Origin of the sequence: Pseudomonas sp. MD195_PC81_125 (assembly GCF_014060985.1) — a bacterium.
In the GTDB taxonomy this organism is placed as follows: Bacteria; Pseudomonadota; Gammaproteobacteria; order Pseudomonadales; family Pseudomonadaceae; genus Aquipseudomonas; species Aquipseudomonas parakoreensis.
This window is the reverse complement of record NZ_JABULD010001047.1, coordinates 1-558: the sequence shown is the minus strand read 5'-3', so window position 1 is coordinate 558 and position 558 is coordinate 1. Positions and strand designations below refer to the sequence as shown.

The window sequence follows — 558 nt, the reverse complement described above, 5'->3', positions numbered from 1 at the left end:
CCAATCCTAATCCAGTGCCACCTTCAGCTCGTGAGCGACTATTATCCACTCGATAGAAACGATCGAAGATATTAAGCAAGTGATGGCGTTCAATTCCCACTCCGGGATTGCTTATTGAAAGGGAGACTTCTTCGGTTCGCGTTTCAATGGAAATAACAACCGACTCTTCTATCGGGCAGTGACGAATGGCGTTTGATAAAAGATTCGAAATGGACGCGCTGAATCATGAGTCGATCGCCTGAAACTTTACCCTGACCACTGACGGTTATGCCGACGCACTTTTCTTCAGCCGAAAGAGAAAAAAGATCAATTACTTTTAAAGCTTCGTCTTCCAGCAAAATGTTTTCGAATGGTACAAGTGCGGCTGGGTGACTTACTTGGGCTAAAAAAAGCATATCAGATATAATTCTAGTGACTCGCCCCAACTCTTCGGTGCAAGACTCTAGTACAGACTTATACTCCTTTACTGAGCGATCACGAGAAAGAGTTACCTGTGCTTTCCCCATAAGGTTCGTAATCGGTGACCGCAACTCATGCGCCAAATCATCTGAAAACTGA

General features: G+C 44.6%; 1 pseudogene. It reads right to left on the bottom strand.

Annotated elements, in window-relative coordinates:
- Positions 1 to 558: pseudogene (locus tag HT737_RS31100) on the bottom strand (ATP-binding protein); the annotation flags it as partial.